This is a genomic window from Brevibacterium sp. UCMA 11754 (assembly GCF_021532275.1).
GTDB lineage: Bacteria > Actinomycetota > Actinomycetes > Actinomycetales > Brevibacteriaceae > Brevibacterium.
In genome coordinates this window covers 1-22,374 of sequence record NZ_JACBOT010000009.1, presented here as the reverse complement: position 1 = coordinate 22,374, position 22,374 = coordinate 1, and the positions used below count along the sequence as shown (strand labels likewise).

Annotated in this window: 24 protein-coding genes, 1 tRNA gene and 2 pseudogenes; 20 read left to right on the top strand and 7 right to left on the bottom strand. The window is 63.6% G+C overall.

The window, feature by feature from the left end; translation table 11 throughout:
• The first annotated feature begins 15 nt into the window (after positions 1 to 15).
• From HX613_RS04740 to HX613_RS04720, 5 genes are all read left to right on the top strand, one after another.
• Positions 16 to 1,305 carry an acetyl-CoA C-acetyltransferase gene (locus tag HX613_RS04740; RefSeq protein WP_235344288.1) on the top strand — a complete coding sequence of 430 codons (1,290 nt, stop codon included), beginning with the start codon at positions 16 to 18 and terminating at the stop codon, positions 1,303 to 1,305.
• Positions 1,302 to 2,654: a 3-oxoacyl-ACP reductase gene (locus tag HX613_RS04735; RefSeq protein ID WP_235344287.1), complete on the top strand. Its 1,353-nt coding sequence runs from the start codon at positions 1,302 to 1,304 to the stop codon at positions 2,652 to 2,654. Before HX613_RS04740 ends, HX613_RS04735 begins: the two co-directional genes overlap by 4 nt.
• Positions 2,654 to 3,508, top strand: coding sequence for a MaoC/PaaZ C-terminal domain-containing protein (locus tag HX613_RS04730; protein ID WP_235344286.1), 855 nt, complete (start codon positions 2,654 to 2,656; stop codon positions 3,506 to 3,508). The genes HX613_RS04735 and HX613_RS04730 overlap by 1 nt, the downstream gene beginning before the upstream one ends.
• Positions 3,509 to 3,623: 115 nt before the next feature.
• Positions 3,624 to 3,711 (top strand) — tRNA-Leu (locus HX613_RS04725).
• A 162-nt stretch (positions 3,712 to 3,873) separates the two neighbouring features.
• Positions 3,874 to 5,181, top strand: coding sequence for a M20/M25/M40 family metallo-hydrolase (locus tag HX613_RS04720; RefSeq protein WP_235344285.1), 1,308 nt, complete (start codon positions 3,874 to 3,876; stop codon positions 5,179 to 5,181).
• On the opposite strand, the gene HX613_RS22535 is transcribed toward HX613_RS04720, so the two are convergent.
• Both HX613_RS22535 and HX613_RS04710 read right to left on the bottom strand, forming a co-directional pair.
• On the bottom strand, positions 5,135 to 6,112 hold the full coding sequence (locus HX613_RS22535; protein ID WP_235344284.1) for a DMT family transporter: 978 nt from the start codon (positions 6,110 to 6,112) through the stop codon (positions 5,135 to 5,137). The genes HX613_RS04720 and HX613_RS22535 overlap by 47 nt on opposite strands.
• Positions 6,113 to 6,122: 10 nt before the next feature.
• Complete coding sequence (locus HX613_RS04710) at positions 6,123 to 6,326, bottom strand: DUF5703 family protein (protein WP_232488267.1); 204 nt, start codon at positions 6,324 to 6,326, stop codon at positions 6,123 to 6,125.
• Between the two features lie 37 nt (positions 6,327 to 6,363).
• On the opposite strand from HX613_RS04710, the gene HX613_RS04705 reads away from it, so the two are divergent.
• Entirely contained in the window at positions 6,364 to 7,068 is a 705-nt protein-coding gene (locus HX613_RS04705; RefSeq protein ID WP_235344283.1) for a histidine phosphatase family protein, read from the top strand.
• Positions 7,069 to 7,108: 40 nt separating this feature from the next.
• Here the strand turns inward: HX613_RS04705 and HX613_RS04700 are convergent, their stop codons facing one another.
• Positions 7,109 to 7,942, bottom strand: a complete 834-nt coding sequence (locus tag HX613_RS04700) for an undecaprenyl-diphosphate phosphatase (protein WP_235344282.1) — start codon at positions 7,940 to 7,942, stop codon at positions 7,109 to 7,111.
• A 69-nt stretch (positions 7,943 to 8,011) separates the two neighbouring features.
• Here HX613_RS04700 and HX613_RS04695 point away from each other — a divergent pair, with 69 nt between their 5' ends.
• The gene (locus HX613_RS04695; RefSeq protein WP_235344281.1) at positions 8,012 to 8,914 is read left to right on the top strand and encodes an aldo/keto reductase; all 903 of its coding nucleotides are present in this window, start codon (positions 8,012 to 8,014) and stop codon (positions 8,912 to 8,914) included.
• 43 nt (positions 8,915 to 8,957) lie between these two features.
• Here the strand turns inward: HX613_RS04695 and HX613_RS04690 are convergent, their stop codons facing one another.
• The gene (locus HX613_RS04690; RefSeq protein ID WP_198396201.1) at positions 8,958 to 9,239 is read right to left on the bottom strand and encodes a hypothetical protein; all 282 of its coding nucleotides are present in this window, start codon (positions 9,237 to 9,239) and stop codon (positions 8,958 to 8,960) included.
• Positions 9,240 to 9,296: 57 nt separating this feature from the next.
• Here HX613_RS04690 and HX613_RS04685 point away from each other — a divergent pair, with 57 nt between their 5' ends.
• From HX613_RS04685 to mshC, 3 genes are read left to right on the top strand one after another with little or no spacing between them, the layout of a single operon-like run.
• Positions 9,297 to 9,860, top strand: coding sequence for a DUF3090 domain-containing protein (locus HX613_RS04685; protein ID WP_143921690.1), 564 nt, complete (start codon positions 9,297 to 9,299; stop codon positions 9,858 to 9,860).
• Positions 9,861 to 9,867: 7 nt separating this feature from the next.
• Positions 9,868 to 10,680, top strand: a complete 813-nt coding sequence (locus HX613_RS04680; RefSeq protein WP_235344280.1) for an SCO1664 family protein — start codon at positions 9,868 to 9,870, stop codon at positions 10,678 to 10,680.
• 60 nt (positions 10,681 to 10,740) lie between these two features.
• A complete protein-coding gene (gene mshC / locus HX613_RS04675) occupies positions 10,741 to 12,000 on the top strand; it encodes a cysteine--1-D-myo-inosityl 2-amino-2-deoxy-alpha-D-glucopyranoside ligase (RefSeq protein ID WP_235344279.1) in 1,260 nt (419 codons plus the stop codon).
• Positions 12,001 to 12,011: 11 nt separating this feature from the next.
• On the opposite strand, the gene HX613_RS04670 is transcribed toward mshC, so the two are convergent.
• Complete coding sequence (locus tag HX613_RS04670) at positions 12,012 to 12,842, bottom strand: proteasome assembly chaperone family protein (RefSeq protein WP_235344278.1); 831 nt, start codon at positions 12,840 to 12,842, stop codon at positions 12,012 to 12,014.
• Positions 12,843 to 12,864: 22 nt separating this feature from the next.
• On the opposite strand from HX613_RS04670, the gene HX613_RS04665 reads away from it, so the two are divergent.
• Entirely contained in the window at positions 12,865 to 13,524 is a 660-nt protein-coding gene (locus HX613_RS04665; RefSeq protein ID WP_235344277.1) for an HAD family hydrolase, read from the top strand.
• Here the strand turns inward: HX613_RS04665 and HX613_RS04660 are convergent.
• Positions 13,502 to 14,310 (bottom strand): annotated as a pseudogene (locus HX613_RS04660) (RecB family exonuclease). The gene HX613_RS04665 and the pseudogene HX613_RS04660 overlap by 23 nt on opposite strands.
• Positions 14,311 to 14,416: 106 nt before the next feature.
• On the opposite strand from HX613_RS04660, the gene HX613_RS04655 reads away from it, so the two are divergent.
• The 4 genes and pseudogenes from HX613_RS04655 (at position 14,417) to arc (ending at position 18,338) form a co-directional block, all read left to right on the top strand.
• Positions 14,417 to 14,977, top strand: coding sequence for a site-2 protease family protein (locus tag HX613_RS04655; protein ID WP_235344276.1), 561 nt, complete (start codon positions 14,417 to 14,419; stop codon positions 14,975 to 14,977).
• Positions 14,947 to 15,576 carry a hypothetical protein gene (locus HX613_RS04650; RefSeq protein ID WP_235344275.1) on the top strand — a complete coding sequence of 210 codons (630 nt, stop codon included), beginning with the start codon at positions 14,947 to 14,949 and terminating at the stop codon, positions 15,574 to 15,576. Before HX613_RS04655 ends, HX613_RS04650 begins: the two co-directional genes overlap by 31 nt.
• A 46-nt stretch (positions 15,577 to 15,622) precedes the next feature.
• Complete coding sequence (locus HX613_RS04645; RefSeq protein ID WP_235344274.1) at positions 15,623 to 16,690, top strand: tRNA (adenine-N1)-methyltransferase; 1,068 nt, start codon at positions 15,623 to 15,625, stop codon at positions 16,688 to 16,690.
• A pseudogene (gene arc, locus HX613_RS04640) lies at positions 16,687 to 18,338 on the top strand (proteasome ATPase). The gene HX613_RS04645 and the pseudogene arc overlap by 4 nt, the downstream one beginning before the upstream one ends.
• 46 nt (positions 18,339 to 18,384) lie before the next feature.
• On the opposite strand, the gene HX613_RS04635 reads toward arc, so the two are convergent.
• Complete coding sequence (locus tag HX613_RS04635; RefSeq protein WP_235344273.1) at positions 18,385 to 18,789, bottom strand: DUF3054 domain-containing protein; 405 nt, start codon at positions 18,787 to 18,789, stop codon at positions 18,385 to 18,387.
• Between the two features lie 32 nt (positions 18,790 to 18,821).
• Between HX613_RS04635 and dop the strand changes: the two genes are divergently transcribed.
• The 5 genes from dop to HX613_RS04610 form a co-directional block, all read left to right on the top strand.
• Complete coding sequence (gene dop / locus HX613_RS04630) at positions 18,822 to 20,363, top strand: depupylase/deamidase Dop (protein ID WP_235344272.1); 1,542 nt, start codon at positions 18,822 to 18,824, stop codon at positions 20,361 to 20,363.
• Positions 20,364 to 20,390: 27 nt separating this feature from the next.
• Complete coding sequence (locus tag HX613_RS04625; protein ID WP_442862587.1) at positions 20,391 to 20,549, top strand: ubiquitin-like protein Pup; 159 nt, start codon at positions 20,391 to 20,393, stop codon at positions 20,547 to 20,549.
• A 1-nt stretch (position 20,550) separates the two neighbouring features.
• A complete protein-coding gene (gene prcB, locus HX613_RS04620; protein ID WP_235344271.1) occupies positions 20,551 to 21,369 on the top strand; it encodes a proteasome subunit beta in 819 nt (272 codons plus the stop codon).
• The gene (prcA, locus tag HX613_RS04615) at positions 21,366 to 22,055 is read left to right on the top strand and encodes a proteasome subunit alpha (protein WP_235344270.1); all 690 of its coding nucleotides are present in this window, start codon (positions 21,366 to 21,368) and stop codon (positions 22,053 to 22,055) included. Before prcB ends, prcA begins: the two co-directional genes overlap by 4 nt.
• A partial coding sequence (locus HX613_RS04610; RefSeq protein WP_235344269.1) for a proteasome accessory factor PafA2 family protein occupies positions 22,055 to 22,374 on the top strand: 320 nt, incomplete at its 3' end. The genes prcA and HX613_RS04610, both read left to right, overlap by 1 nt.

The following is a 22,374-nucleotide window of genomic DNA, read 5'->3' as shown; positions in this document are numbered from 1 at the left end:
ATACCGGAGGTGCAAATGTCCACTCCCAATCAGCGTGCCGTCATCCTTGGCGGTAACCGTATTCCGTTCGCTCGTTCGAACAAGCAGTACTCGAAGGCCAGCAATCTCGATATGCTCACGAGCACCCTCGACGGACTCGTTGCTCGCTTCGGCCTCGCCGGTGAGAACATCGGCGAAGTCGCCGGAGGTGCTGTGCTCAAGCATTCGAAGGACTTCAACCTCACCCGCGAAGCCGTTCTCGGCTCTGCGCTGTCGCCCACGACGCCGGCCTTCGACCTCGGTCAGGCCTGTGCCACAGGGCTAGAGGCGGTCGTCAGCCTCAACAACAAGATCAACGCCGGGCAGCTCGAGTCAGCCATCGCGTCAGGCGTGGACTCGACCTCGGATGCGCCGATCGCCGTCAGCGATTCGCTGCGTGAGATCCTGCTCGACCTGTCCCGGGCCAAGACCCTGGCGCAGCGGGCGAAGATCGCCGCTCAGATCCGACCGGCCCATCTGGCGCCGCAGGCTCCGTCCACCGGAGAGCCGCGCACCGGGTTGAGCATGGGTGAGCACCAGGCCATCACGACCGCCGAATGGCAGATCACGCGTGCGGCTCAGGATGAACTCGCCGCGGCCTCGCACCGCAATCTCGCGGCCGCCTGGGACGAGGGATTCTTCGACGACTTGACGACCCCGTACCTCGGCGTCAGCCGCGACACGAACCTGCGCCCGGATTCGACTCCGGAGACAATGGCCAAGCTCTCGCCGGTGTTCGGCAAGAAGCTGTCCAGTGCGGCGACGATGACTGCGGGCAACTCGACTCCGCTCACCGACGGAGCCTCCTCCGTCCTTCTCGGCAGCGAAGACTGGGCCGCTGAGCACGGTTACACTCCGCTGGCCCGCCTGGTCGATGCCGAAGCAGCGGCCGTCGATTTCGTCGACGGTGCTGAGGGACTGCTCATGGCACCCGCCTATGCGGTGCCGCGACTGCTCGCTCGCAACGGTCTGACGTTCGACGACTTCGACGTCTTCGAGATCCACGAAGCCTTCGCCTCGACCGTGCTGTGCCATATGGCCGCATGGGAGTCCGAGGAGTTCTGCCGTGAAAAGGCCGGACTCGACAAGGCTCTCGGTTCGATCGACCGGTCCAAGCTCAACCCGCTGGGCTCGAGCTTGGCTGCTGGCCACCCCTTCGCAGCGACTGGCGGACGCATCATCGCCAGCACCGCGAAGCACCTCAAGCTCACCGGAAAGAAGAGGTCACTGGTCTCGATCTGCGCAGCAGGCGGACAGGGCCTCACCGCGATTGTGGAGGCAGTATGAAAGACACATACCTCAACCTTGTCAACGGTCCGCTGAAGCAGGTCGCGAAGACCCTCGGGCTGCCGCAGCCCGTCGAGCTCCAGCGCTTCGACTCGACACCTGAGAGCTATCGACGCAAGCCTGTCCTCGTCCTGGGCGCCGGCCCGGAGGCGCAGAAGCTCGCCGACCTGCTGCTGGAGAACGGCCTTGAAGTCCGCCGCCACTCCGCCTCGGGGGAGTCCCTGCGCGCGATCATCGCCGTCCTCGACGATGCGAACACGCCCAGCGACCTGTCGGAGACAGTGCTCGACATCGGCGCCGCCCTGCGCTCACTAGGCAAGTGCGGCCGTGTCATCACGATCTCGAAGGCACCCGACGCTGCGAACCAGACGCCGGAGCTCGCCGCGGCCGCCCAGGGCGTCACGGGTCTGACCCGTTCCCTGGCACACGAGATGCGCGCAGGCTCGACGGCCAACGGCATCCTGGTCGACGGTGTCGATCTGCAGGCACCATCGGTGGCCACCGCTCTGTGGTTCCTCCTCTCGGGCAAGTCGGCCTACGTGTCCGGCCAGTTCGTCACGGTCTCCTCGCCGGAGGGGACACCGGTCAGCATGGAGCAGTTCCTGTCCACCGGCACCTCCGGCCCCCTGGCCGGCCGCAGTGCCGTCGTGACCGGAGCTGCCCGCGGAATCGGCGCCGCTATCGCCCGCAACCTCGCCCGCGACGGCGCCCACGTCATCGGCGTCGACATGCCCCAGGCAGGGCAGGCGCTGGCCGAGGTGATGAATGAGATCGGCGGGAAGACCCTCCAACTCGACATCACCGCGGAGACCGCGGCACAGAAGATCGCCGAGGCGGTCGGCGGTCCCGTCGACATCCTCATTCACAATGCCGGAATCACTCGCGACAAGATGCTCGCGAACATGGACGCCGCACGCTGGAACTCGGTCATCGCCGTCAACATCGCCGCTCAGGCCCGGGTCAACGCCCACCTGAGTGGGAAAGGCCTGTTCGCCGATGGCGCTCAGGTCGTCTCCCTGGCTTCGACCTCGGGCATCGCGGGCAACCGCGGGCAGACGAACTACGCGACCTCGAAGGCCGGTGTCATCGGACTCACAGCCGCCTCGGCGAAGGACTTCGCCCACCGCGGTGGAACGATCAACGCCGTCGCACCCGGGTTCATCGAAACCGACATGACTGCGAAGATGCCGCCGCTGACCCGTCAGGTCGCACGTCGCCTCTCCAGCCTGCAGCAGGGCGGACACCCGGTCGACGTGGCTGAGACCATCGGATTCCTCGCCTCGGCGGGAGCCCGCGGGATCAACGGCACGACGCTGCGCGTATGCGGCCAGAACATGGTGGGTGCCTGATGGCCAAGGACTCAATGCTGCCGATCTACGGCAAGGCACTGCTCAAGGCGCTGCCACTGGGAGGCAGGACCGGTCCCGACCTGCCGAAGCGGTCGCTCGATCGCAGCGTGCCCATCGAAGCCGAGGCCTATGCAGGGTTCACCAGCGTCGTCGGCGCCGGATTGGGCAACATCGTCCATCCGGGTTACCTTCACGTGCTTGGCTTCCCGCTGAGCATGCAACTGCTCAGCGACCCTGAGGTGCCGCTGCCGATGATGGGCCTGGTCCATGTCGCCAACCGGGTCGACGTTCTCGGGCCGGTGCACATCGGAGACAGCGTCGACATGCACGTGGAGCTTGCCGGTCCTTTCCAGCATCCGTCGGGAACGACCATCGAAGTCCTCGTGACGATGAAGGTCGACGGTGAGCCGAAGCTGAGTGAGACGTCGACGTACCTGGCCAAGGGTAAGAAGCTGCCGAACGCGGAGCCTAAGGTGCAGCTGGAGCGGGAAGATTTCGTTGCTCCTCGGCACACGGCACTGTGGCGACTCGACCCGATCATCGGCCAGCGCTATGCCCGCGCCTCGGGTGACTACAACCCGATCCACCTCAACGGATTGGCGGCGAAGGGCTTCGGCTTCCCGCGCCTCATCGCCCACGGCATGTACGGTGCCTCGCGCGCCCTGTCCGCGGTCGATACGAGGCTCGAGTCATACCGCTGGGATGTGTCATTCGCCAAGCCCGTGCTGCTGCCCTCGACCGTTGGCTTCGCCATCACCGAGGGACAGAGGCATGAGGCCGCGAAGTTCGCCGTCTTCGATCTCAAGTCCGGCAAACCGCACATCCTCTCAGAGGTCTCAGAACTTCGTGAATGAGCCTGTGCAGGCCCCGGTGAGCGCCTCAGCAGAATCGCCTGAGTGCCGTGCGTCACAATCGGCCGATCTGATTTTGCACGGCCGAAAGTCGCGTGTAAAGTAATCTCTGTTGCCAGCGCGAGTGGCGGAATTGGTAGACGCGCTAGCTTGAGGTGCTAGTGCCCAACTTATCGGGCGTGGGGGTTCAAGTCCCCCTTCGCGCACAACAGAGGAAATGGCCTCCGGATCTGATCCGGAGGCCATTTCTCATTCACTCCTGCCGCTGACCCGGAAATCACGATCGGCGGACACCATGGGTCGGACTGCCGCAGTTGCTATAACGTGGATCACGTCAGCATCTTTGCACCTATCCGACGGGAGACACCGTGTACGATTTCAGCGCCGCCGAGGCCGAGGTCACCTCTCTGTGCCAGCAGCTCATTCGCATCGACACACAGAATTGGGGAGGCAACAAGGTCAACCCCGAACGGCCAGCAGCGGATCTCATCGCAGGCTGGTTCGACGAGGTGGGACTGACGTCGACGATCATCGAATCGGAGCCGGGCAGGGCCTCCCTGGTCGCCCGGATCAAGGGAACCGATCCCCAGGCTGACGCGCTCGTCGTCCACGGCCACACCGATGTGGTTCCGGCGGCAGCAGAGGACTGGAGCGTCGACCCCTTCGCCGGTGTCATCAAGGACGAGCTGCTCTGGGGTCGCGGAGCAGTTGACATGAAGGACATGGACGCGATGATCATCGCCGCCGTCCGCGATATGCTCCGCCAGGGTCTGCGTCCGCGCCGAGACCTCATCATCGCCTTCTTCGCCGACGAGGAAGCCGGTGGGAACTACGGCGCCCGCTATATGGTCCGCAACCACCCGGAGCTCTTCGCCGGAGCCACAGAGGCCATCTCCGAGGTCGGCGGCTATTCCGTCGATGTCCGCGGCCAGCGCGTGTACCTCGTCCAGACCGCAGAGAAGGGTCTCGCCTGGCTCAACCTCATCGCCCATGGCACGGCCGGTCACGGCTCCCAGCGCAACGATGACAACCCGGTCACCCGGCTTGCCGCAGCCATCGCCCGCATCGGCGAATATCCATGGCCGCAGGAGATCCCGGTCGCAACAAGGCAGCTCCTCGAAGGAGTTGCGGAGATCACCGGCATCGAATTCCGGGCCGATACGATCGGTGAGCTCCTGGCCGAACTCGGCTCTGTCGAGAAGTTCGTCGCCCCGACGCTGCAGAACACCTCGAATCCGTCATTCCTCAACGCCGGCTACAAGCACAACGTCATCCCTGGCACGGCCACGGCCTACGTCGACTGCCGGACCCTGCCAGGTCAGCACGAGGATGTGATGCTCAAGATCAAGGAACTCGCGGGGGAGGGCATCGACATCGAGGCCAATGACGAGGGAGATGCTTTGGAGGCGCCCTTCGACACGCCGCTGGTCGCGCAGATGCAAAAGAGCCTGCTCGATGACGACCCCACAGCGAAGGTTCTGCCGTATACGCTGTCGGGCGGAACGGACAATAAGTCCATGGCAGAGCTGGGCATCACCGGCTACGGGTTTGCGCCGCTGCAGCTGACCGGTGACCTCGACTTCCCTGCGATGTTCCACGGCGTCGACGAGCGAGTGCCGATCTCCGCACTCAAGTTCGGGGCGAGGGTTCTGGGCGATTTCCTGATGAAGGCATAATCGTAATCGCGATCCCGAGGAGCACCAGGGCGGCACTGATGACCGTCGTGGTGCTCACCAGGGATCCGGGCATGGGCAGAAGGAGATCGAGCAGGAGCGCGCCGAGGAGATTTCCGAACAGCGAGAAGAGGCTGAGCAGCAGCACGCCGAGCTTCGCCACGGTCAGCGCGGTCAACCCGATGAAGATGACGCCGAAGGCGCCGCCGAGCAGCATCCACCACTGAGTGGGCTCCGTCGGAAATCCTGTCCAGGTCACCCCGGAGGCCATGATGACCCCAGCAGCCGCGAGCAGGGCGAGGAAGCCGACGGCGAAGTTCACAGTGGTGGCGACGACGACCGAGCCGGTGGCGGCTTTGATCCGCCCATTGAACGCCTGCTGGACGGAGGTCAGGGCACCAGAGACGAAGGGCAGCAGCAGGGCCCAGAGCGGGACTCCCAGGTTGAGTCGCTCCGACGCGCCGTAGACCAGGGCGGCGATGACGACGAGGACCCCGAAGACCCGGAAGAACGTCAGACGCTGCCTCCCTCCCGGTGGCAGGCGTGTGGAATCGACGGCGAGACCACCGGTCACCTGGCCGGAGACGAAGGCCATGGTGAACATCGCGACGCCCATGATCGGCACGGTGGATGCCTGAGCGATGACGACGAGGCCACCGCTGAGACCGCCGAGCAGCATCCACCAGGACATCGCGTGGGTGCGGAGGAGTCGGATCAGGATTCTGGCGCTGGCCCGAGACCGGGAGGAGCACAGCAGAGTCGTGCCCACGAGGATGAGTCCGATGATGAACGAGACGAGTGCGGCGAAGACAGAGTGACCCAGGATCGGACCGAGCAGGCCGTTGGCACGACCTTGGAGGGACATGGCACCGCCGGCCACGATGGTGACGAGGCCGGCGAAGAGGACGGGGAGGAGCGCAGCGGGTGACTTCACAGGGTCGGTGTCAGCTGCTCAATGTCAGAGGCATGATCTTACGACGCAGCCAGACGGTCTTGGTGCCTCCCACGGAGATCCGGGTCCGGGCGAGCTCCCATTTGCCGTACTCCGCCTCATCATTGAGTTCCTGGAGACTGACAGATCGTGGGGTTTCTCTGGAGAACGAGACCTTGCGAAACTCATAGGCCATGCTGGGACGCTGACGCTTCATAGGCCCACTGTAAACGATCTGGGCTAGTGTTGATCATATGCCCGTCATCGTTCTCCTCCGGCACGGCGTCTCCAGTGCGAATACGGCAGGGATCCTCGCCGGACGCGCTCCCGGCGTGTCGCTGACCGATCAGGGTGTCAGCGCCCTTCGCAACACCCTGCAGATGCTTCCGCACCGCCACTTTTCCCGCCTGCTGCATTCGCCCCTCATGCGATGTGAGCAGACGGCTCAGATCGCGGCGTCTGCGGTCACCGCCGATTCTGTTGCCGCCGTCGATGACCTCATCGAACTCGACTACGGAGAATGGACCGGGCGGAGCCTGAAGGAGCTCGGCGGCGAAGAGCTGTGGAAGACCGTCGTCGAGAGTGCTTCGCAGGCGCGGTTCCCCGGTGGAGAGTCCATCGCCGAGGCGGCCGACCGTGCCGTGTCACAAGTGAGAACCGTCGTCGACGAGCTCCGCACGGAAGAGCGCAGCGACGAGGAAGAGCGCAGCCACGGCATCGAGGATCGTGAGGGCAGAGCCGAACGTTGGGCGATGCTCGTCTCCCACGGCGACATCATCAAGGCGATCATTGCCGATGCGCTGGCGATGCCTCTCGATGATTTTCAACGAATAAGCGTTGCCCCGGGCTCCTTCACCGTCATCGACTTCTCGGGGCCACGGCCGGTGCTGACGGCGATGTCGGTCACCGCCGCCGGGCTCTCCGAGGGGAGCGAACCCGGCGGCGGCGGACTGCGCTGACGCACAACCGAGCCAGCCGGCGCCGATCAGCCTGCGCCAATCAAGTGGCGGCGAGGACTCCTGTGCCCAGCAGGATGTAGAGCACGATGCCCAGTGCCACGCGGTACCAGACGAAGATCGCGAACGACTTGGTCTTCACGTAGCCGAGGAACCAGTGGATGACGAGGAGTCCGAGTCCGAAGGCGATGATGGTGGCCAGGATCGTCGGTCCCCAGCCGATGACCATGTCTGTGGTGCCGAGCGTCTGGAAGACGCTGTAGAAACCGGATCCCAAGACCGCTGGAATGGCGAGCAGGAACGAGTAGCGGGCAGCGGCAGGACGGTCGAAGCCCATGAAGCGTCCGGCCATGATCGTCCCGCCGGAGCGTGAGACACCGGGGATGAGCGCCAGCGCCTGGGCGAATCCGTAGGCGATGCCCTGGCCCCAGCTCATGTCCTCAAGGGTGCGTTCCCTCTTGCCCACCCAGTCGGCGAGGCCGATGATGAGTCCGAAGACGATGAGCATGGTCGCGGTGATCCACAGGCTGCGCAGCGCGCCCTCAATGGCGTCCTGGAACAGCAGACCGAGGATGACGATCGGAATCGATCCGACGATGATCAGCCAGCCGAGCCGGACTTCAGGGTCCTTGCGGTCGTGCTTGCCGACCAGCGCCTTGCACCATTTGGAGATGATGGAGACGATGTCGCGCCAGAAGTACACGACGACAGCTGCCTCGGTGCCGATCTGGATGATCGCGGTGAAGAACGCGCCCGGATCCTGGCCCGGCAACATGAACTCACCGACGATGCGCACATGCGCTGAGGACGAGATCGGCAGAAATTCTGTCAGTGCCTGAACGATGCCAAGCACAGCTGCGACCAGCCAGTCGTACATGCGTCTCCTTGAGAAAGTGGGATGGGAACGAAACCACGGTAGTCGCCGAATCAGGTAACCTCAACAATCATGAAGCATCAACGCCTCGGCAGAACCGGTCTTGAAGTCAGCGATGTGGGTCTCGGCACATTCGAGTGGGGACACCGAGTCGACGCCGCAGTCGCACAGCGACTCGTCGATGAGTACGTCGACGCTGGTGGGAACCTCATTGAGCTTCCCAGTTCGGGAGTGCACGCGGCTCAGGTGCTGTCTCAGCTGAGTCTTCCTGAGCAGATCGTGTTGGTTGCCCGAGTGGGCGTGTCCATGAGTGAGTCATCCCACATCGAGGTGGGTCTGGGCAGGGCTCGGATTCTCAGCCAGGTCGATGCCCTGCTCAGCGCCACCGGACGTTCCCACATTGACATGCTCATCCTCGATGTCTTCGATGCTGTGGTGGACAGGGCAGAGACCGCCTCGGCGATCGATACCCTGCTGACGTTGGGCAAGATCCGCTACGTCGGCGTGTCCCACCATGCCGGTTGGGAGCTGGCGGAGATGCGCGGAGCAGGTCTGCCGATCGCCTGCGCGATCGCCGAATACTCCCTGCTCAACCGGGAGGCAGAGCACGATCTTCTGCCGGCTGCGAACTACGCAGGCGTGGGACTCATCGCCGGTGCCGGCCTGGGCAGAGGAGTGCTGAGCGACAAATATCGGCGAGGCACCCCACAGGACTCACGCTTCGCGGTGGGTGAACTCACCGACTACGTCGGGGCCTATCTCGACGAGCGGGCGACGCGCGTGCTGGCAGGAGTCCGCAAGGCGGCTGCGGCACTGGGAGTGACGACGACAGACATTGCGCTGGCGTTCAACAGGTACCAGGGAGTCGCGTCATCCTTGGTCTCGGCCCGCACCCCTGAGCAGATGACTCAGCTGCTCAGCAGCGAAATCGAACTCGAACCCGAGATCGCCGAGGTGCTCGACCAGATCTCCTGAATTCGACCAGATCTCCTGAGGTTGCGGCCGGTTCGTACCTGATTCAGTCGTCTTCGTCGTCCTCGTCGATGGCGAAATCACCGTCGAGTTCGTTGTTCTCGTCGTCCTCCTTGGCATCTTCGACATCGTCGAAGAGCTCAAACGGGGTGACCTCGTCGTACGCGGTGTAGATCGCGTCTTCATAGATTTCGAAGGCGTCGGCCAAGGCCATGTAGGCGGCTTCGACACGGGGGTCTTGGTCTCCATTGCGGTGTGCGGATGCAGCGAAGTGTTCACCCACTGCTTCGAGGAATGCGTCCAGGGCCTCACGAGGATCAGTGCTCATGACTCAAATGTATCCCAGGGAAGTCGGACATGTAAGTCTTTGAACTAGGCTGAAGGCATGGCAGCTTTGTACGACCACCCCACCCCAGATCGATTCGTCGTCGGCACGATCGGTCTGCCCGGCGAGCGAACGTTCCTCTTGCAGGCGAAATCCGGAACTTCGCTGACCACAGTGGTGGTCGAGAAGGAGCAGGTCGAAATCCTCGCCGATCGCGTCACCGAACTGCTCGATATGGTCATGGTCAAGGATCCCGCGGCGCGAGTGCCCCAGTCTGCGATCGACGAACGCATCGACAACGCCGGACTCAACGTCCCGATCGAGCCTGAATTCCGGGTCGGCACCATGAGCCTTGGCTGGGACACGGTCGCCCATGAGCTTGTGGTCGAATGCTTCGAACTCACCGAGGAGGATGCTCAGACGGGCACCTCAGCAGAGCCGGATGACGATGAAGTCGAGCGAGAGGTGCTGCGCATCGTTCTCGACGCCGCCGGTTCCCGCGAGTTCGCCCGCCGGGCCGATCAGGTCGTCTCCGCCGGTCGCGGCGACTGCCCCTTCTGCTCGCTGCCGCTGGAGCCCGAAGGGCACCTGTGCCCCCGTGCCAACGGCATCGCCCGCGTTTAAGAGAGTCATGCACGAAGCCTTCGCCCAGCAGGCCCTGGAACAGGGCACTTGCACCGTCATGGGAGCGATCCCGCGGGCCAGCAACGACACTCGACTCGTGGTCGTCGACCACGCCGGCACCCACCTGAAAGCCGTCTACAAACCGGCATCGGGAGAGCGACCGCTGGCAGACTTCCCACCGCACACGCTCTCGCTGCGCGAGGTGGCGTCCTACCGGCTGAGCGCTCACCTCGACTTGAACGTGGTCCCGCCGACCGTCCTCCGAGCAGACCTGGGAGCGGGGCCAGGGTCGCTCCAGGCCTATGTCGAGGACTCCGGGGACGATGACGCCGTCGTCCTCACCGGGGTCGACGGCATCCCTGCCGATCACACTCCGATGTTCGCCTTGCGAACCGAGGACGGCACCGATCTGGTGCTGTCCCACGACACACGGGAGGGGCTGCGCGCGATCGCCTTCTTCGACCTCCTCGCGAACAACGCCGACCGGAAGGCGGGCCACATCATCACCGGCAGCTACCTGCCGGGCAGCGGTGCGGCCAGCATCGGCACCTACGGCATCGACAACGGTCTGACGTTCCACGCCGAGGAGAAGGTGCGCACCGTGCTGTGGGGTTTCTCTCATCAGTCGTTCAGGGTCGAAGAGATCGACGCCCTCGACGAGGTGGTCCGAATGCCCACGGAGCTGCGGACCGTGTTGGATGAGTCTTTGGAGGAGGCAGAGATCGAGAGCCTGCGCGCCCGGGCGGAGCGTCTGGGGGAGGCCGGAACGTTCCCCGATCCGCCGCAGGATCGGACCGTCATTCCCTGGCCGCCGATCTAGAGACGGCACCGTCTGAGACCGGAGGTGCCGTTCTGCTATGACTCGGTTAGGCTGGTCTCCGTGAAGTCATGGTCCGAACCTCAGCTACCCCGCCTCACCAGCTCCGGAAAGGTGCCGACAGTCTTCGACACCGGCACCCGGAGCCCACGCAGACTCAAAGGGCGTGACCAGGCGGCTGGTCTCTATGTATGTGGAATCACCCCGTACGATGCCACCCATCTCGGTCACGCGGCGACCTATGTCGCCTTCGACCTCTTGAACAGGGTGTGGCGCGACGCCGGGCTCGACGTCGTCTATGTGCAGAACACCACCGATGTCGATGACCCTCTGCTGGAGAGGGCGAACGCCACCGGAGTCGACTGGCGTGAACTCGCGGAGTCCCAGATCGAGCTGTTCCGCGAAGACATGGCGGCGCTGCGCGTGCTTCCGCCGCAGAACTACATCGGCGTCGTGGAGTCGGTCGAACAGATCGTCGCAGCGGTCGAGGACCTCGTCGAGTCGCGGGCTGCCTACACCCTCGACAACGGGGACGTGTACTACCGCGTCTCAACTCCGATCAATCCGCCCTTCGGCAGCGTCAGCCACGATGACAGGGCCACGATGGCCAAGCTCTCGGCTGAGCGCGGCGGCGACCCGGAAACGCCGGGCAAAGACGATCAGATCGATCCTCTGCTGTGGAAGGCCGCACGCGAGGGCGAACCGTCCTGGGACGGCGGGAAACTCGGGCCGGGACGCCCGGGCTGGCACATCGAATGCACCGTCATCGCCAACAACTACGCGGGACTGCCCGTCGATGTTCAGGGCGGCGGCAGCGACCTGGTGTTCCCACACCACGAGATGAGCGCAGCTCACGCAGCGGCGTGGAAGCAGAAACCGCTGGCCCGGACCTATATGCACACAGGCATGGTCGGCTACCAGGGCGAGAAGATGAGCAAGTCCAAGGGCAACCTGGTCCTCGTCTCGAAGCTGCGCGAACAGGGCGTCGACCCGATGGTCATTCGCACAGTGCTGCTGTCCAACCACTATCGCAGCGACTGGATCTTCACCGACGATCTGCTCGAGTCCGCCTCGGCGCGACTGCAGGCCTGGAAGCATGCGGCAATGTGCGAAGCCGAATGCCGGGAGGGGCTGCGCGGACACATCATCGGTCTGCTGCGTGAGTCTCTGGCCGATGACCTCGACAGCCCCCGTGCATTGGGAATCCTCGACGAATGGGCCGAGCACTATGCGGACTCACCCGCTGCCGAGACCGCACCGGTGTGCGGTGACCGGGTCGCCGACGCCGTCGATGCCCTGCTCGGCATCGACCTGCACGGCTGAGCCGGAGCCCTCTACTTCTCGCGACCGCGTTTGCGCAGGTAGCGTTCGAACTCGGCGGCGATCGCATCGCCGCTGGCTTCGGGCAGCTCCGTGGAATCGTTGAGCTGTTCGAGTCCCTTGAGCAGTTCGACGAGGTGCGGGTTGTTCGCGACCAGCTCATCGGCACCGAGCTCCCATGCGCGGCTCTCCTCCTCGAGGATGGGAATGTCGATCTCGAGTCCCGTGTACTTCTCCACCGCTGACGCCAGAGCCAATTCAGCCTTGGGCGAAGGGGAGTCGGTGAGATAGTCGGGGACACCGACCCACAGGTTGATCGCGTGGCGTCCACGTCTGGCGCATTCGACGCCGAGGAGGCCGAGGATGCCGATCGGTCCCGCATAGCCGTTGACGTCGATGTTCAGATCTGCGGCGAGCACCGCATCCTCTGTGTTCGCGACGACAGGCAGAGGCCGCGTATGGGGGACCTCCGCGTGCAGACCTCCGAGCAGGACCACACGATCCTCGGCAGTGACCTCGGACAGGATGAGCGAGAGGAATTCTCGCCACTTCAGTCCCGGCTCATGTCCCTGGATGACGGTGACCGGTGTGCCCAGATGCTGCCCCCGGTGGACTTCTATCCCCGGCCACGCGATCGTGGCTCGGCCCGTTTCGTCCCGAACGATCTCAGGCTCTGAGAATCTGAACTCGTAGAATCCGTCGGTGTCCAAGATCTCACTCTCGTCCAGTCGCCATGACTCGATGAGATCCTTGACCAGTGAACTGGCGGCCTCGGAGGCATCCGCGTCCTGTCCTTCGAAGGCGATGAACACGAGTGCCCCGGACCCTGATGGAAGAAAAGTCATGCTTCAAGATTACGCTGGAATCATGACGAATCCTGCCGCAGTCCTCTGGGACATGGATGGAACTCTGGTTGATACGGAACCGTATTGGATCAGAGCCGAGACCGAACTGATGAACGCGCACGGCATCAGCTGGAGCGAAGAGCAGGGTCTGGAGTTCGTGGGCAACGATCTTCTCACCTCCGCCGCGATGATGCAGGATGCTGGACTCGACCTTCCAGCCGCAGTCATCGTCGACACCCTTCTCGACCAGGTCGTCGCGAAGATCGAGGAAGCAGTGCCGTTTCGTCCCGGAGCTCTCGAGTTCCTCGCTGCGATCGTCACCGCCGGCATACCCTGTGTGATGGTCACGATGTCCTACCGGCGACTCGCCGAGGCGGTCATCTCAGCATGCCCGGACGGCAGCTTCGTCGGCCTCATCTCCGGTGACGAGGTCACCGCCGGCAAACCCGATCCAGAGCCCTATCTCAAGGGAGCGGCGCTGCTTGAGCTCGACCCGGGAGCCTGTGTGGCGCTCGAGGATTCGAAACCAGGACTCGCCAGCGCAGAAGCAGCAGGCACCATCGCCATCGGCATTCCCCATCTGGTGGAGCTCGAGGAGCGACCCGGCCGGATCCTGTGGTCGAGCCTCGAAGGGCGCGGACTTGCTGACCTGAGAGAACTCACGTCCCGACAATCCGTGTGATCTCCGGGGTCGGCGGGGGAGTGTTGCCCCACGCCGGGCACAGCGGTTTGAAAGTGCACCAGTTACACAGCGGTGACTTCTTCGGGCGCCAGCGGTCCGCCTCGGCGGAAGCGATGATGTCCTTCCAGATCGACTCGATCTCGAACTCCGTACGCTCGATGTCACTCATCGTGGGGTGAGACTTGAGGATGCTCTGCGACCCAGGTACATGAGCTGGAGCGTGTGCACGAGCTCACCCGTGAGGCGATACTCGACGAGGGCGTAGAAACCCATCTGGAAATGGGCCTCCCTGCCGTACTGGGGCTTGGGCTGCTTTCCGGTCTTGTAGTCGACCAGACGCTTCTCACCTCCCGGTGCGACATCAACGCGGTCGATGAAGCCCCGCAGCTCGAGGCCGCTGTCGAGCCGCGTGCGCACGTACTTCTCCGTCTCATCGGGCTCGAGGTGCTCCGGGAACTCGAGCGTGAAGTAAGCCTGCAGCAACTTGCCCGCAGTTGTGAAGAATGTCTCCTTCTCGCCTTCATCGCCGAAGATCTCGAGCACAGCTGGATCCTTCTCGACGAGCTCGTCCCAGCTGGGACGAAGCAGGGACTCGGCGACCTCCTGCGTCCGCTGTGGCGCGGGAAGTTCGAAGAGTTTCTCAAGGACGGAATGGACGACGGTCCCTCTGAAAGCGGCCTGCGACGGCGGTTCCGGAAGCTTGTCGATGCTGCGAAATCGAAATTTCAAGGGACATTGTACGAAGTCGTTGGCCCGTGAGGGCGAAAGACTGATCAGCTCGGCCATGTCACCACTGTAACGACTTGGTCTGACACGACGCGTGAGACCGTGGTGGAGAGCCTGTCGCTGATAGGCTGAGCGAACCCGACCCCAAGCTAGAGGAACTCCATCGATGGCCGCGAAAAAACACCAGACTGGTGCCTCTTCGGGCTTGCGCCTGGGCACTGTTCTCGGCGCCCCGGTGATCTTGGCCTGGTCATGGTTCCTCGCCGCTTTCGTGATCACGATTCTGTTCGCCCCGTGGGTGAATACCGTCCGACCCGACCTCGGTGTCTGGGCCTGGTTCGTCGCGTTCGCGTATGCGGTTCTGCTGTTCGGCTCGGTCTTCCTCCACGAACTGGCGCACGGTGTCGCCGGACAGTTCTATGGACTCAAGGTCGCCGCGATCGAGCTCAATATCTGGGGCGGGTTCACCAGGTTCGAGCCTCAGGCGGATAATCCGCGTGATAAGGCCGCGCTGACCAGCTTCGTCATCTCCATCGTCGGTCCGATCGTCAACATCGTCTTGGCCCTGTTGGGCTGGTGGTGTCTGAGCGCGGTCTCGCCGACCTCGGTTCCATGGCTCCTGCTCATCGCAGTGACATTCGCGAACGTCGCACTCGGTGCCATCAACCTCCTGCCCGGAATTCCGCTGGACGGCGGGTGGGCGCTGCAGGCCCTGATGTGGCCCTGACAGGTTCGCAGTACCTGGGAACGATCGTCGCCAGCTGGGTCGGTCGAGTCATCGCAGTCGGCTTCATCGGCTGGTCCGTCATCACACCGCTGTTGGCAGGTGAGCGCCCTGACCCGCTGACCGTGGCGTGGATGTCGCTGATCGCCATCATGCTCTGGTTCTCCGCAGGGGACGCCGCGACTCATGCGAAGCGAGCCCGGAAGATGGAGACCTACGACCTCTCGCAGGTCATCCAGCCTGCCATCGCAGCAACCTGGGACGCGGATCTTGCCGACACACTCGACTATGCGAACACGCTGGGCAACGCAAAGGAACGCACCCTCATCGTCGTCCTCGACCAGAAAGGCCTGCCCTACGGGCTCGTCGACAGGCATGCGGCAGCCGGTCGTCTGGCCGAGTCTCTGGACCAGGTCCCGGCAGGCGAAGTGGCCAGGCCCCTGGCCGGGTGGATCGGAGTCCCCAAGGACATCACGGCACCGCACCTGCTTGAGTCCCTGACCCATCGCCCCAAGGCGCAGTTCAGCCTGGTCATGGACGAGAACACCCTCGTCGGCGTGATCGATCTGCAGGAATTCTTCGACGAGCTGCTCGCAGCCTGAACCGGGTGTGCTGAGACACTTCTCATCAGCGTAGAGTGGACGCATCATGACTGAGGCAAGCCATACCGAACCCGACCGGGCCCTGAAGACCGGCGAGAAGATTCAGCTCACCGACCCCAAGGGCCGAATGCACACGATCGTGCTGGCTCCCGGAGAGCTGTTCCACACCCACAAGGGACTCATCGAACACGATGCCATCATCGGTCGCACCGAGGGAATCATCGTGGCGAACACCGGGGGCATCGACTTCCAGGTCTTCCGTCCGCGCTACGAGGACTTCGTCCTGTCCATGCCCCGCGGGGCAGCGGTCGTCTATCCCAAGGACTCGGGACTCATCGTCACCCTCGGCGATATCTTCCCCGGTGCAGTGGTCGTAGAAGCCGGCGTTGGTTCCGGGGCGCTGTCGATGGCTCTGCTGCGGGCAGTCGGGCCTACAGGCAGGCTCCACTCCTTCGAACTCCGCGAGGAATTCGCCACCATCGCAGCCGGGAACATCGCCGACTTCTTCGATGGTCGACCCGAGAACTGGTCGGTCACGGTGGCGGATCTCTCCGATGAGCTGCCCCGCTCCTACGAGGCAGGCACCGTCGACCGGGTTGTCCTCGACATGCTCACACCATGGAACACCCTGGACGCAGTCGCCACCGCACTGGCACCCGGGGGAGTCGTCATCGCCTACGTTGCGACCGTCCCACAGCTCTCCCGTTTCGTCGAAGCGCTGCGTGCCACGGACTGCTTCAGCGAACCGCAGTCCATGGAGGCCATGGTCCGTGGATGGCATGTGGATGGGCTCGCAGTGCGGCCCGACCACCGGATGATCGCGCACACCGGCTTCCTGGTCATCGCCCGTCGCATGGCACCCGGAGTGGCCCCGCTGGAGAAGAAAAAGCGACCCCAGGGCACCCCGGCATCGACCGAAGACGTCGATGCGTGGACGAAGCCGGAAGTCACCGATGAAGCAGTCGGAGCCAGAGTCGCACAGGGAAAGAAGCTGCGCCGCGTCATGCGTGAGGCGGGAAAACGGTTGAACCAAGAACTGTCGACCCTCGAAGCCAACCACCGAGAGCCAGCCAGCCAAGCCTCGAACACCCCCGGGTCGAAGGAGGACCAATGACCGAAACAACGACCGAAGTCAAACGACTGCGCGAGGACACTGCGTCATTGCGCCAACAGCTCTTCAGCGCCGGGAAACGCAATGAAGCCCTGTCGAAGACCCTGCGCACAGCACGAGATGAGCTGAACCGGATCAAGGAGGAGGCCCGTCGACTGACGGAGCCGCCCAACAGCTGGGGCACACTCATCGCTCTCGGTGAATCGGGGCTGAGCGCCGACGTGATCGTCGGCGGCCGCAGAATGCGTGTCGCCGTCGGACCCGAGGTGGAGCCGGCACACCTGCGTGCCGGTGCCGATGTCCTGCTCTCGGAAGGTCTCGTCATCATCGGGACCGGGTCCTTCGCCCCGGTCGGCTCCGTCGTCAATGTGCGCGAATTCGTCGACGACACCCGGATCTTCGTCGGTGCTCCCGGCGACGACGAACAGGTCTTCATCCTCGGCGAGGACCTCGTCGATGCCGGCCTGCGCGTCGGCGATGCCGTGGTCGTCGATTCCCGCACACACTATGCCCTTCAGGTCGTTGAGAAGCCGGAGGTCTCTTCGCTTCTGCTCGAAGAGGTCCCGGACATCACCTACTCCGACATCGGTGGGCTGGCCGATCAGATCGGCCAGATCAAGGACGCAGTGGAACTGCCCTTCGAGCACCCGCAGCTCTACACCGAGCACGGTCTCAAACCGCCGAAGGGCATCCTGCTCTACGGCCCTCCCGGCTGTGGCAAGACCCTGATCGCGAAGGCCGTGGCCAATTCTCTGGCCGACCGGACCGGTGCCGGTCAGTCCCGCAAGACCTACTTCCTCAACATCAAGGGCCCGGAGCTGCTCGACAAGTACGTCGGCGAGACCGAACGTCAGCTTCGTCTCATCTTCGCCCGGGCCAGGGAGAAGGCTTCTGCAGGATTCCCCGTGGTCGTCTTCTTCGACGAGATGGAGTCCCTGTTCCGCACCCGCGGTACCGGGAAGTCCTCTGACGTGGAGACCACCATCGTGCCCCAGCTGCTGACCGAGATCGACGGTGTCGAACAGCTCGACAACGTCATCGTGATCGGCGCATCGAACCGCGAAGACCTCATCGACCCCGCAATCCTGCGTCCGGGACGCCTCGATGTGAAGATCCGCATCGAACGTCCCGATGCGGATGCGGCTCGCGACATCTTCGAGAAGTACCTCACCGCAGAACTGCCCCTGCATGCGAGCGTGCAGACCGGTCATGAGACCCCCGCCGAGGGGGTGTCGGCCCTGATCTCGTTCTGTGTCGACCGCATGTATGCACTGTCACCGGAGAACGAATTCGTCGAGGTCACCTACGCCGACGGTGCTAAGGAAGTTCTCCACTTCGCGGACTTCGCCTCCGGAGCCATGATCCACAACATCGTGGACCGGGCCAAGAAGAGTGCGATCAAATCACTGCTGGAAACGGTGAGCGCGGTCTCCAGCCGAAGCACTTCGAAGAGGCCATCGCCGAGGAATTCAGCGAGCACGAGGATCTGCCCAATACGACGAATCCCGACGAGTGGGCGCGGATCTCCGGTCGCAAGGGCGAGCGGGTGACACATCTGCGGATGATGCACCTGGATACGACGCGTGGAGCTCCTGCGGTTCCGCTCGAGAAGGATATCGCCGAGGTGTATCCGAACTCAGACCTGGTCTGAGCCGGCTCTCCGGCCCTGTCCGGTACGGATCAGCACCGGCTGCGGATCAGCGTCGGCGTCGGCGTGGGCTGGTGCCGCCGGTCACGGCCGTGGCGATGAGCCGCCATCCGACCAGGGTGATGAGGTTGAGGCTGGTGGCGACGATCATGAAGCTCACAGGCACCTGTCCTGGGTCGCCTCCGGCACCGGTGACGCCACGGATGACGAGCCCGACCAGCACGGTGATCGCCCACACAGCGGTCCCCGTGGCCAACGGGGCGATCGGGCGATCCCAGATTGCCGAGAGCAGCCAGGCGATGCCGAGTCCGGCCAGGAACGGCCACGCTGTGGTCAGAAGCCCCTGGGGATCGAAATTATGAGAATGTGTGTAATGACCGATGATGGTGAATAGGACAACTAGGACGAGGTCGACGATCAACGCGATCGGGAGATGAGATTTCTTCGCAGCCACGTCCCCGAGTCTAAACGTTAGAGGGAGTTCAGATGCTCAGTGTCCACCGTGTGATGGGTTCCGAAACCGAGTTCGGACTGAGCCAACCGGGCAATCCGGGAGCGAATCCGATGCGTGACTCGGCGCGTGTCGTCGACGCCTACGCGGGACCGCGCGGACTCAGGTCCTCACAGAACTTCTGGGACTTCGCCACCGAATCGCCACTCGCGGACGCACGCGGCTTCTTCATGAACGTCGCCGACGCCGACATCTCCCAGCTCACCCACATGCCCCAGGAATCCGTCGAAGCACAGTACCTGGCCAATGTCGTGACCGAGAACGGCGCCCGCTACTACGTGGACCACGCCCACCCGGAATACTCCTCACCGGAGGTGCTGACTCCGCGTGATCTCGTCACCTTCGATCGTGCGGGAGACCTGGTGGCATTGGCCTCGGTGCGCAGGCTGGAGGCAACGGATGAACCCGTCAACCTCTACAAGAACAACACCGATTCGAAGGGGTCCTCCTACGGCACCCACGAGAACTACCTCGTTGATCGGGCAGTTGATTTCGACGACCTCGTCGCCGGACTGATCCCGTTCTTCATCAGCCGGCAGATTCTCTGCGGGTCCGGTCGAGTGGGCATCGGACGCGAAGGTGAGACCGCGGGCTTCCAGATCTCCTCGCGCGCGGACTTCTTCGAAGCCCAGGTGGGCCTCGAGACCACCCTGCGCAGGCCGATCGTCAACACCCGCGACGAACCTCACGCCGATCCGGCCAAATATCGTCGGCTGCACGTCATCATCGGCGATGCCACAATGGCCGAGCCGGCCACGCTGGTCAGATTCGGGTCGACCTCCCTCGTGCTCGGCCTCATCGAGGCAGGACTCGTCCCCAGGCTCGAACTCGCCGACCCGATGCAGGCTCTGTGGGACGTCAGCCATGACCTGAGCCTGAGCACGAAGCTGCCCATGTCCGACGGCACCTCGATGACGGCTCTCGAGATCCAGGACACCTACTACTCGGCCTGCTTCGAACACGCCGGAGATGACGCAGACACCACCGAGGTTCTCAGCGAATGGAAGAGATTCCTCGACGGCTTGGCCACAGACCCACGCAGCCTGTCCGACTCCATCGACTGGATTGCCAAATGGGTGCTGCTCGAAGGCTACCGAAAGAAGGAGAACCTTGATTGGGACCATCCGAAGCTCGCGCTCATCGACGTCCAATACCACGACGTTCGGCCCGAGAAGGGTCTGTTCTACAAGCTTGAGAAAGCCGACCGGATCCGACGGCTGACGACCGATGGTGAAGTCGAAAAGGCCGTGGTCTCCGCGCCCGACGGAACCCGGGCCTACCTGAGATCCCTGGCCGTGACCCGATTCTCGGACTCACTGGTGGCAGCGAGCTGGGACTCGCTCGTCCTCGACGCCGGAGAGTACGGAATCGTGCGTCTGCCGATGAGCGAACCGCTCAAGGGCAACCGTGAACTCCTCGAGGACAGACTGGCTGAAGTGCACGACTCACAGGCACTGCTGCAGGCACTGGGAGTGGATAGACTGAAAACGACGAACGATGAAAGAGGTGCGAAATGAGTTCGCAGGAACAGGTTCAGAGAGACCATTCGGGCGGGGGGAGAACCACCCGCGGAACCGCCTGAGGCCGTGCAGGGCCAGATCAACACTCAGAACGTGGATTCGATCCTCGACGAGATCGACGGAGTCCTCGAATCGAACGCAGAGGAGTTCGTGCGCAACTTCGTCCAGAAGGGCGGCCAATGAGATGTCAGGATTCTCTCCTGCATTTCTGAGTTCGACGAGCAATTCGTTCGTCGAACTCGCCCGAGCCGTGGCACCCGAGGCGCTGCCGACCACGGCCGGGCATGATCTGGGGAATCTGGCTCCGGAGGGCACGACGATCATCTGCTTCCGCACCGCCACGGGCATCCTCATGGCAGGAGACCGGCGCGCGACGATCGGGACCATGATCGCCTCCCACTCCATGGAGAAGGTGCGACCAGCCGACGATTTCTCGGTCATCGGCATCGCCGGAACCGCGGGACTCGCGCTCGATCTCATCCGTCTCTACCAGCTCGAACTCGAACACTACGAGAAGATCGAAGGTGCCCGCCTGTCGCTGGGAGGCAAGGCCAACCGTCTGGCGTCGATGCTGCGCGGAAACCTGAACTTGGCCATGCAGGGGCTGTCCGTTGTTCCGCTCTTCGCCGGCGTCGACGAAGCGACTCCTGCCGGGCAGATCTTCAGCTTCGATGTCACCGGCGGCAAATACGAAGAGCATCGATTCCATTCGATCGGCTCCGGCTCCGGCTACGCGCGTGGGGCGCTGAAGAAGCTGTGGCAGCCCGACCTTCACACCGATGCTGCGATCTCGGTGGCCGTTGAAGCCCTCTTCGATGCCTCTGATGATGACTCGGCCACCGGTGGCCCTGACTTCGTCAGACAGATCGCTCCGACGATCTTCACCGTTGACCTTGAGCACGGGGTTATCGAGATCCCTTCGGCCGACGTGATGTCTATTGCCGCTGAGGTCATCGAACGTCGGACCAGAAAAGGCACAGTAATGAATGAGGCACGCCCATGAGCCAGGCACCGTTCTACGTCTCACCCGAACAGCTGATGAAGGACCGGGCCGACTTCGCCCGCAAGGGCATCGCCCGGGGTCGGTCGGTCGTGGTGCTGCGCTACGACGAAGGCATCCTCCTTTTGGCAGAGAATCCTTCTCCGACGCTGCACAAGATCGCGAGAGATCTACGACCGCATCGGCTTCGCCGCAGTCGGCAAGTACAACGAGTTCGAGACGATGCGCCAAGCCGGTGTGAGGTACGCGGACCTGCGAGGATATTCTACCACCGCAGCGATGTCACCGCGCGGGGGCTGACGAACGCATACGCGCAGACGCTGGCCGGGGTCTTCACGACCGAGTCGAAGCCCTTCGAGGTCGAACTCGTCGTCGCTGAGCTCGGACTCACAGCCGAGACCGATCAGCTCTACCGGCTCAGCTACGACGGTTCCGTGATGGATGAGACCGAACATGTGGCGATCGGGGGACGGGCCGATGACATCACAGCAACGCTGAAGGACCTGTCCACCTCGGTGCTGCCGCTGCGCGAGGTCTTCGACCATGGTGTGCGCGCTCTTGCCTCCGCGGCATCCGGCACATTGCCGACCCAGGACCTCGAGGCAGCCGTGCTCGACCGGAATGCAAGCGGACACCGCACATTCAAGCGACTCAGTGACGCCATGATGGCGCAGCTGCGGGAGGACTGATGGCCAGAATCTACGGACTCGAAACCGAATACGGGCTTGCCCATTCGGCAGGAGAGGGTGACCGACGCATCGGTCCCGAGGAGATCGCACGCTATCTGTTTCGACCCATCGTCGAATGGGGACGTTCCTCGAACGTGTTCCTGCCCAACGGTTCCCGGCTCTACCTCGACGTCGGCTCGCACCCCGAATATGCCACCGCCGAATGCGATAATCTCAGCGATCTGCTCACACAGGACCGCGCGGGCGAGTCCTTGATGATCGACCTGCTGAACCAGGCACAGTCGAGCATCGAGGCCGATGGACTCGGCGGCCGTATCCA

Coding starts and splice junctions, on each gene's coding strand:
- HX613_RS04740 (WP_235344288.1), top strand. CDS start 16: ATGTCCACTCCCAATCAGCGTGCCGTCATCCTTGGCGGTAACCGTATT.
- HX613_RS04735 (WP_235344287.1), top strand. CDS start 1,302: ATGAAAGACACATACCTCAACCTTGTCAACGGTCCGCTGAAGCAGGTC.
- HX613_RS04730 (WP_235344286.1), top strand. CDS start 2,654: ATGGCCAAGGACTCAATGCTGCCGATCTACGGCAAGGCACTGCTCAAG.
- HX613_RS04710 (WP_232488267.1), bottom strand. CDS start 6,326: ATGAAGCGTCAGCGTCCCAGCATGGCCTATGAGTTTCGCAAGGTCTCG.
- HX613_RS04705 (WP_235344283.1), top strand. CDS start 6,364: ATGCCCGTCATCGTTCTCCTCCGGCACGGCGTCTCCAGTGCGAATACG.
- HX613_RS04700 (WP_235344282.1), bottom strand. CDS start 7,942: ATGTACGACTGGCTGGTCGCAGCTGTGCTTGGCATCGTTCAGGCACTG.
- HX613_RS04695 (WP_235344281.1), top strand. CDS start 8,012: ATGAAGCATCAACGCCTCGGCAGAACCGGTCTTGAAGTCAGCGATGTG.
- HX613_RS04690 (WP_198396201.1), bottom strand. CDS start 9,239: ATGAGCACTGATCCTCGTGAGGCCCTGGACGCATTCCTCGAAGCAGTG.
- HX613_RS04685 (WP_143921690.1), top strand. CDS start 9,297: ATGGCAGCTTTGTACGACCACCCCACCCCAGATCGATTCGTCGTCGGC.
- HX613_RS04680 (WP_235344280.1), top strand. CDS start 9,868: ATGCACGAAGCCTTCGCCCAGCAGGCCCTGGAACAGGGCACTTGCACC.
- HX613_RS04670 (WP_235344278.1), bottom strand. CDS start 12,842: ATGACTTTTCTTCCATCAGGGTCCGGGGCACTCGTGTTCATCGCCTTC.
- HX613_RS04665 (WP_235344277.1), top strand. CDS start 12,865: ATGACGAATCCTGCCGCAGTCCTCTGGGACATGGATGGAACTCTGGTT.
- HX613_RS04655 (WP_235344276.1), top strand. CDS start 14,417: ATGGCCGCGAAAAAACACCAGACTGGTGCCTCTTCGGGCTTGCGCCTG.
- HX613_RS04645 (WP_235344274.1), top strand. CDS start 15,623: ATGACTGAGGCAAGCCATACCGAACCCGACCGGGCCCTGAAGACCGGC.
- dop (WP_235344272.1), top strand. CDS start 18,822: ATGCTCAGTGTCCACCGTGTGATGGGTTCCGAAACCGAGTTCGGACTG.
- prcB (WP_235344271.1), top strand. CDS start 20,551: ATGTCAGGATTCTCTCCTGCATTTCTGAGTTCGACGAGCAATTCGTTC.
- prcA (WP_235344270.1), top strand. CDS start 21,366: ATGAGCCAGGCACCGTTCTACGTCTCACCCGAACAGCTGATGAAGGAC.